General features: G+C 45.9%; 6 protein-coding genes and 1 pseudogene. 4 read left to right on the top strand and 3 right to left on the bottom strand.

Going from position 1 to position 7,959, the window contains the following annotated elements; translation table 11 throughout:
- From E2K74_RS04905 to rimI, 3 genes and pseudogenes are all read left to right on the top strand, one after another.
- Positions 1-353: pseudogene (locus tag E2K74_RS04905) on the top strand (elongation factor Tu); the annotation flags it as partial.
- Between the two features lie 233 nt (positions 354-586).
- A complete protein-coding gene (locus tag E2K74_RS04900; protein ID WP_151206598.1) occupies positions 587-1,468 on the top strand; it encodes a metal-dependent hydrolase in 882 nt (293 codons plus the stop codon).
- 102 nt (positions 1,469-1,570) lie between these two features.
- Positions 1,571-2,032 carry a ribosomal protein S18-alanine N-acetyltransferase gene (gene rimI, locus E2K74_RS04895; RefSeq protein ID WP_151203698.1) on the top strand — a complete coding sequence of 154 codons (462 nt, stop codon included), beginning with the start codon at positions 1,571-1,573 and terminating at the stop codon, positions 2,030-2,032.
- Between the two features lie 14 nt (positions 2,033-2,046).
- Here the strand turns inward: rimI and E2K74_RS04890 are convergent, their stop codons facing one another.
- The 3 genes from E2K74_RS04890 to trxB form a co-directional block, all read right to left on the bottom strand.
- Complete coding sequence (locus E2K74_RS04890; protein WP_151206596.1) at positions 2,047-2,862, bottom strand: arginyltransferase; 816 nt, start codon at positions 2,860-2,862, stop codon at positions 2,047-2,049.
- A 22-nt stretch (positions 2,863-2,884) separates the two neighbouring features.
- Positions 2,885-3,616, bottom strand: coding sequence for a leucyl/phenylalanyl-tRNA--protein transferase (gene aat, locus E2K74_RS04885; protein ID WP_151206594.1), 732 nt, complete (start codon positions 3,614-3,616; stop codon positions 2,885-2,887).
- An 84-nt stretch (positions 3,617-3,700) separates the two neighbouring features.
- Positions 3,701-4,663, bottom strand: coding sequence for a thioredoxin-disulfide reductase (gene trxB, locus E2K74_RS04880; RefSeq protein ID WP_151206592.1), 963 nt, complete (start codon positions 4,661-4,663; stop codon positions 3,701-3,703).
- Positions 4,664-4,912: 249 nt separating this feature from the next.
- On the opposite strand from trxB, the gene E2K74_RS04875 reads away from it, so the two are divergent.
- Positions 4,913-7,936, top strand: a complete 3,024-nt coding sequence (locus E2K74_RS04875) for a DNA translocase FtsK (protein ID WP_151206590.1) — start codon at positions 4,913-4,915, stop codon at positions 7,934-7,936.
- Positions 7,937-7,959: the final 23 nt, after the last annotated feature.

The following is a 7,959-nucleotide window of genomic DNA, read 5'->3' as shown; positions in this document are numbered from 1 at the left end:
TTCTTCGTGGTACTAAGCGTGAAGACGTACAACGTGGTCAAGTATTGGCTAAACCAGGTTCAATCAAGCCACACACTAAATTCGATGCGGAAGTATACGTACTTTCTAAAGAAGAAGGTGGTCGTCATACTCCATTCCTGAACGGTTACCGTCCACAATTCTATTTCCGTACAACTGACGTAACTGGTGCGATCCAGTTGAAAGAAGGTGTGGAAATGGTTATGCCTGGTGACAACGTTGAGATGTCAGTAGAACTGATCCACCCAATCGCAATGGACCCAGGTCTGCGTTTTGCGATCCGTGAAGGTGGTCGTACAGTAGGTGCTGGTGTAGTTGCTAAAGTAACTGCATAATCACTGATTGTGTCAAAAAAGCGCTCCTGTGGAGCGCTTTTTTTATCTTTATATTCATAAAATTCAGCCTTAATCTCCAGCTTAAATTGTCTGACAGTTTATTAAAAAGCTGTCCTTAAGTGATATTTTACTGACCTTAACTGCACTTATGAGAAAAATTTCACGCAGTAAGATAAATCTAAGAATTCCAAGATTATATTTTCAGGTCTAAAAGCACTTGAATGGAGAAGGGCATGAACGCTAAAGTAAAAATTACCAATCGGGCTGGTGCAAGCTTTCCAGTACGCCGGATGAATTTTGAGTTTGAACAGGTCCCAGAATATTGGATGAGTGGTTCGGCAGGTCTGACCCACTTTATGACAGCACTCTCGGCATTATTTCCAGCAGGTGAAAAATTTTTTATTGATTCGGTTCGTGCTGTACGCCAGCATCCCGCCATCAAAGACAATGAAGCCCTCCAAAAAGAAATTTCTGCTTTTATTGGTCAAGAAGCCATGCATACTCAAGAGCATGTCGGTTTTAATGCGTCGGCCCAGCGTTATGGTCATGATGTCGATGCGCTTGACCGTCAGACAGACCGGGTGATTCAAACGGTACGTAAGTTTTTTGCTGTACTTGGTAAGCCATTTGGGATTAGTCAGGAAATGGTTGATCTGACCGCAACTACGGCTCTTGAGCATTTTACTGCAACAATTGCTTCCCAGTTGCTGAGTAACGAGCATATTCAGGAGCTGATGAAAGATGAGACCATGAAAACCATGTGGCTGTGGCATGCGATTGAGGAAAATGAGCATAAGGCCGTGGCTTATGATGTATTCGAGGGTGTTTTTGGTAAAGGCTCTAAATCCTATCTATTGCGTACCAGTTCTTTAGTGGCTGCGATGGTGACTTTATTCTTTGTACATAGCTATTTTATCTTGCGCTTATTAAAAGAAGATCAGCATCTGAATATATCGGCACTGAAAGATATTTATATTTTTGGTTATAGCCCATCCAAAGGAATTATTGCCGGTATGACCAAAGAAATGCTGATGTATTTTAAACCGGGATTTCATCCTAATGACCTGGATAGCCGGAGCTTACTGAGCAGCTGGAAGCAGAAACTCGGTTTATAGAGTGAAAAGCTGAAGAGCGATTGAGATCGCTCTTTTTTTTACTCGATTTTTTAAATAAAGTTTCTATAATGCGGAGGTTGATTTTATATAAGATGAACGAAGATGATTCGTTTAATGCAAGTTGCTGATCTGGAGCGTGTTAGCCAGATCGAAAGTCTGGTTCAGTCGCACCCTTGGACTTTCAATCAATTCAAAGAAGCAGTTAGGGCCTATCAAAGTACTGTGATTGAGCAGGCAGGACAAGTGGTGGGTTTTTGTATTTTGCAGCCGGTTGTGGATGAAGCCAATCTGCTGTTGATGGCAATTGATCCTGCACAGCAGGGTAAAGGCCTGGGTTTTGAGTTATTAGACCAGTCGATTGCTTTGCTGAAAAATAATCCGGTACAGATTTTTTTAGAAGTTCGTGAGCGTAATGTCGCTGCCATCAAGCTGTATGAAAAGTCTGGTTTTCATCAGATTGATTTAAGAAAAAATTATTATCCAAATCCAGATGGCACACGTGAGCATGCAATTATCATGGTCAAAGCCTGTACGGATGACTTTGCCAGTCTATTTAAATCATAACAGCAAAAAAGATACTATTTAATGATCTGGTGATTCCATCCGCTGGGTAAAGTCGTCATCAAGGAGTTTCCCAAGTGTTCGATTTCTGTAGCACTTAATGAGCGATTCAGGCGACGCCATTGCCCATCAATCAGCAACTCTAAAGGCAGATAACGGGACTTATAATTCATTTTATAAGAATGTGGCACCCAATAGCCCAGATAAATAAATCGCAATCCGATTTTTTTTGCATGTTCAATTTGTTTCAGAATAGCAAATACACCGAGAGAGCGGCGGTTTTCATCGGGATCAAAGAAGGTATAGACTGCTGAAATCCCATCATCCAGCAGATCACAGGCGGATACCGCGATCAGGTGTTCACCTTGCCATAGTTCCAGAAAGAAGCTCTCTGCGCAGCTTTGCAGCAGAAACTTTTCAAACTGGTCTCGACTTGGTGGATACATGTCGCCATCAGCATGGCGCTCATGAATGTAGCGTTCGTATAAAGCATAGTGGAGATCGCTGGCCTGATCTGGGCTGGTAATTCGCATGCTCAGATCTTGATTACGTTTCCAGGCCTTTTTTTGAGAACTATTCATCTCGAATTCATGCACAGGAACGCGACAAGACAAACATTGACGGCATAGATGGCATTCGGGCCGATAAACAAAATCACCACTGCGACGGAAGCCGGTACGCGAGAGTTCAGACAAGGTCAGGACGTCAATGCGGTGCGAAGGATCGAGAAAAACCATGCGTGCTGATTTATTTGGTAAATAGCTGCAATCGTGTGGCGGCGTAATATAATACTGTAAATCGTTCAGTAGGGACTTAGGGTGATAAGAGTTCATGGCAAGTACCCTCTGTTTATTTTCATTCGATTAAGCGCGCGTTCTGCGCTATTGTTTTACTTGAAAATACACCTTCCTGATAGCTTTTCCAATTGACTGCCGGCTGTTTGATTACATCTTGTAACGATTTAAGGTATGTCTGGCGAGAAATTGTACAGGCACCCAAGCTTAGCAGATGATCGTTGACCAGTTGGCAGTCGATCCAGGGCAGCTGGTTTTCCTGTCCGATCAGCATCAGGGTGTAAAAAGCCATTTTTGATACATCGGTTTGGGTACTAAACATAGATTCCCCAAAACAGCCTTGACCGATGGTTACGCCATATAAGCCGCCAACCAACTGTGTCTCTTCCCAGACTTCAATACTATAAGCATAGCCGGCGGTAAACATCTGACAATAGCCTTGAATAATGTCTTCACTGATCCAGGTCTCATTGGCATAGCTGCGTGGTAAAGCGCAGGCCCGAATGACTTTTTCAAAGGCCTGATTGATGCTAATCCGATAATCCTTTTTTTTCATGCTGCGAATCAGGGATTTACTCGGGTGATAATCCTGAGGGCGAATAATGCAGCGCGGTTCCGGGCTCCACCAGCAAATTGGATCGCCTTCAGAAAACCAAGGAAATAAGCCATGGCTATAGGCTTCATATAAAGTAGCAGGGGAGAGATCAGCACCAATACAGATCAGGCCTTCGCCTTCAGGATCAACTTCTACCGGATCGGGAAAAACAAACTGTGAAGGTATAAGGTAATGCATGCAAACACCTGATTTTAAAATAGTCTATTTTTATCATACCTAAAAAAGCCGCCCAACATGGACGGCTTTTGATTTTCTCATGGGTTAGGCTAGTTTGCCCATCGCATCGAGATATTTTTCTGCATCGAGGGCCGCCATACAGCCTGAACCTGCAGATGTGATTGCTTGACGGTAAACGCTGTCTGCAATATCACCTGCTGCAAATACACCTGGAACCGAAGTCTGGGTCGCATTTCCAGCAGTACCGCTTTGTACCTGAATATAACCATCACGAAGCTCTAACTGGCCTTGAAACATGGTGCTATTGGGCTTATGACCAATTGCCACAAACATACCCGTCACATCAACGTTTTGAGTAGAGTCATCTTGGGTGGATTTAAGACGAACTGAGGTCACACCAGATTGTGCATCACCTAGAACTTCATCGACCTGATGATTCCAGATAATGCTGATCTTGCCTTCTTTCTCTTTTTCAAAAAGTTGCGCTTGGAGGATTTTTTCTGCACGCAGGCTGTCACGGCGGTGTACCAGCGTGACATGTGAAGCAATATTGGAAAGATACAGGGCTTCTTCAACCGCAGTATTTCCTCCACCGACCACCATCACTTTCTGGTTTTTATAGAAGAAACCATCACAGGTCGCGCAGGCGCTTACACCCCGACCCATAAAGGCTGCTTCTGATTCCAGACCTAAATATTGTGCTGTTGCACCTGTACAGATGATCAGTGCATCACAGGTGAACTCTTCCATATCACCTTTGAGAACAAATGGACGCTGACTCAGATCGACTTCATTAATATGATCATAGACAATTTCGGTCCCAAAACGTTCTGCATGGGCTTGCATACGTTCCATTAATGCTGGACCTGTCAGGCCTTCAGGATCACCAGGCCAGTTATCGACTTCAGTTGTAGTGGTCAGTTGGCCGCCAAGTTGCAGTCCTGCGATTAAGGTCGGCTTTAAATTAGCACGCGCTGCGTAGACAGCTGCGCTATAACCTGCAGGGCCAGAACCTAAAATAATCAGTCGTGAGTGACGTGCGCTCATCAGCCGTATCCTTTTTTTATTTAGAAATTTATTGAATTATACGTGAAACTGTATAAAAGTTGTGTGAGATTAAAGTCGATATTGTTGATCAGTGAAATCGATTGGGGCTATATCGCGCTATAAAGAAGACCTACACAATAATGCATCTTTTTTCACAGAACAGGTGCATAATATACATTTTATTGCGACGCTTTTTTTCAAGCATAGAAGCAAAAGAATATTCATGAAGAATTGGTTACAGGACAGTATATGACAGCGGTGTCGAGTGCCTATGCACAGCGCTTAGTAATGACATTATTTTTAGTCTCATTTGGGATTTATCTGTTTCTTGCAACAGTGACCTATACGCCATTTGATCCGGGATGGATGCATATCTCTAGCGATACGCAGACTGTTTCCAATGCAAGTGGCGTTGCTGGAGCCTGGATTTCAGATCTGTTATTCGGCTTTCTCGGCTGGGCCAGTTTGCTGCTCCCTGTCTATCTGTTTGTGGAGGCAATACAGGTCTGGTGGCCGCACAGCTTCCTGAATCGTCCATTTCGCTATGCTGCCCAGTTCTTCCTGTTATTGACCAGTTCTGCGCTGCTGTTTCTATTCTGGCAAGTTCCTGCGGATACACTGGATAACTCTTCAGGGGGAATTATCGGCTACGAACTGGGTCAGAGCCTTGAGCAGTTGCTCACTGTTTATGGTGCTACATTCTTCCTGCTGGTGCTTTGGGTGGTGCTATTTACGCTGGCTTTTGGCGTGAAGTGGAACAAGACCTGGAGCAGTCTGAAAGCAACGCCTGCCTATTTGCAGGATCTCTTTTATCGCAATGTGCCAGAAGGCATGTCAGACTTTGACCGTACAGCGCCGGTCATCAAAAAAGAAGCCGCCAAAACTGCTGCCCAGAAAGTCAGCGTGCCTGTGACTGCTGCACCGGAACATAAACTGGTTGACATTGATCCTGTGGTGCGTGATCAGGTGGCGGAACGTTTATTTGATGATTTTGCACATAAAGAAGCGCAGCAGATACAGACAGAAGAAGTTCAAGCTGAAGCGCCGGTACTGCAGCCGGAACCGGATGTTGCGATACCAGTTCCCCAGCATTCCGACCGTGTGGTCGCAACAGGGGAGGTGTGGCGTGCCTTGAATTCAAATGAAGACCAGCGCCATGCGCAGGATATTGATGCCTTGCTTAAAGCGGCAGAAGAAGAGCAACATCAGCCCGCGTTTGAAGCCCCGCATGCTTCTGCCTCTGGACAGCCAAGCTCGGCGCATCCTCATAAAACAGGGCTGGACTGGGATGATAACGCGATTTTTGATGAATTGCTGGCTGCTGTGCCTCAAGGGAAAACAGCAAGCGATGTACATAGCCCGTTTACGGCAGCAAGTAGCAATAAAACGTTAAGAGTGGTTGAGAATACACCAGCCACCGCTGCACCTGTAGCTACATCAATCGGCGTTGCCCGTCGCGTTGAAAATACTGCGCTGGAAGTGGATTTTGATGATCTGGATGATTTGCTGGTTGCAGAAGATGAACCCAAACCAGTACGTGCATCCAGCTATGCACAATCTTCTGCCTTTGTGCAGGCGCCGATTCAGCGTGCAGAGTCCGTAGTCAGCTCTGCGGCAACAAATGCGGCAGTGCATGAGGCATTGTCTAAGGAAGAGTTTATCGACGCTTGGCAGGAAACTGCCGGAAAGCCGCAAGATGAAGACGAATTTGACTTTGATGCACCTCTGACCGATGCCGCCGGTCGTCCGATGTCACGCGCCATGCAGGTGGCTGAACGCCGTAAAGATTTATCACCTTTGCCGGGTCTGGATTTGCTGGATGAGGTCGACCCTAACAAGAAAGTGAATTTTACCGAAGAACAGTTGTCGCGTTTATCCGAGTTACTGGAAATCAAGCTACAGGAATTTAATGTCAAGGCCAAAGTGGTGGAGGCTCAGCCAGGCCCAGTTGTCACCCGTTTTGAGCTGGATCTTGCTCCGGGCGTGAAAGCCTCTAAAGTCACGAATATTTCCCGTGATCTGGCACGTTCGATGTCCATGGCCTCCGTACGTGTGGTCGAAGTCATTCCGGGCAAGCCGTATATCGGCATTGAAGTACCGAACAGTACCCGTGAAATGGTACGTTTAATTGAACTTTTGACCATTCCTGCCTTTACAGATCCGAACAGCATTCTTTCGATGGCAATGGGCAAGGATATTTCTGGCAATCCGGTGATTGCCGATCTAGGGAAAGCACCGCATATGCTGGTCGCAGGTACGACCGGTTCAGGTAAATCGGTAGCAGTGAACTCGATGATTCTATCGATGCTGCTCAAATATACGCCTGACCAGTTACGCCTGATTCTGATTGATCCGAAGCAGCTGGAACTGGCCAACTATAATGATATTCCCCATCTATTAACGCCAGTGGTGACGGATATGAAAGATGCGGTGAGTGCATTGAACTGGTGTGTTAATGAGATGGAACGCCGTTACAAACTGATGTCTTTCCTGAAAATCCGTAAGCTGAGTGACTATAACCGCAAGGTCGAAGAAGCAATTGCCAATGGTGAAGAGCTATTTGACCCAACCTGGAAAGCCAGTGAATCGGTCGCAGGAGAGCGCGCACCGCGCTTAATGCCATTGCCTTCAATTGTGATTGTCGCAGATGAATTCGCAGATATGATCATGCAGGTCGGTAAAAAAGCCGAAGAAATGATCACACGACTGGCGCAGAAATCCCGTGCTGCCGGTATTCACCTGTTGTTGGCTACCCAGCGTCCATCGGTGGATGTTATTACTGGTCTGATTAAGGCCAACATTCCAACCCGGGTTGCGTTACGGGTGAACTCCAAGATTGACTCACGTACCATTCTGGATGCAGGTGGTGCAGAAGATTTACTTGGTCATGGTGATATGCTGTTTCTTGGTCCCGGTAAAATCGAGCCGGAGCGTGTGCATGGTGCCTTTATTGCTGATGATGAGGTGAACCGGATCTGTGATGCCTGGCGTGAACGGGGTGCACCGAACTATGTGGATGAAATTCTGACGCCTTATGATGAAGAACCATCCAGCCGTGGCTTTGAAGATGGAGGCGAAGGTGGTTCTGATCGGGATGCCCTATATGACCAGTGTGTAGCCTTTGTACTGGAAACCCGTAAAGCTTCCACCTCTTCCTTGCAGCGCAAATTTAGTTTGGGTTATAACCGTGCTGCCCGCATTATTGACCAGATGGAGGAAAATGGCATTGTCAGCTCTATGGGTGCCAATGGTAAGCGTGAGATTCTGGTGTAAATCTGAAATGCTCAAGTACATAA

Source organism: Acinetobacter sp. RF15B (assembly GCF_007558235.1).
GTDB lineage: Bacteria > Pseudomonadota > Gammaproteobacteria > Pseudomonadales > Moraxellaceae > Acinetobacter > Acinetobacter lwoffii_C.
Note: the sequence above shows the minus strand (reverse complement) of the source record. Positions and strands in the feature narration are given on the sequence as shown.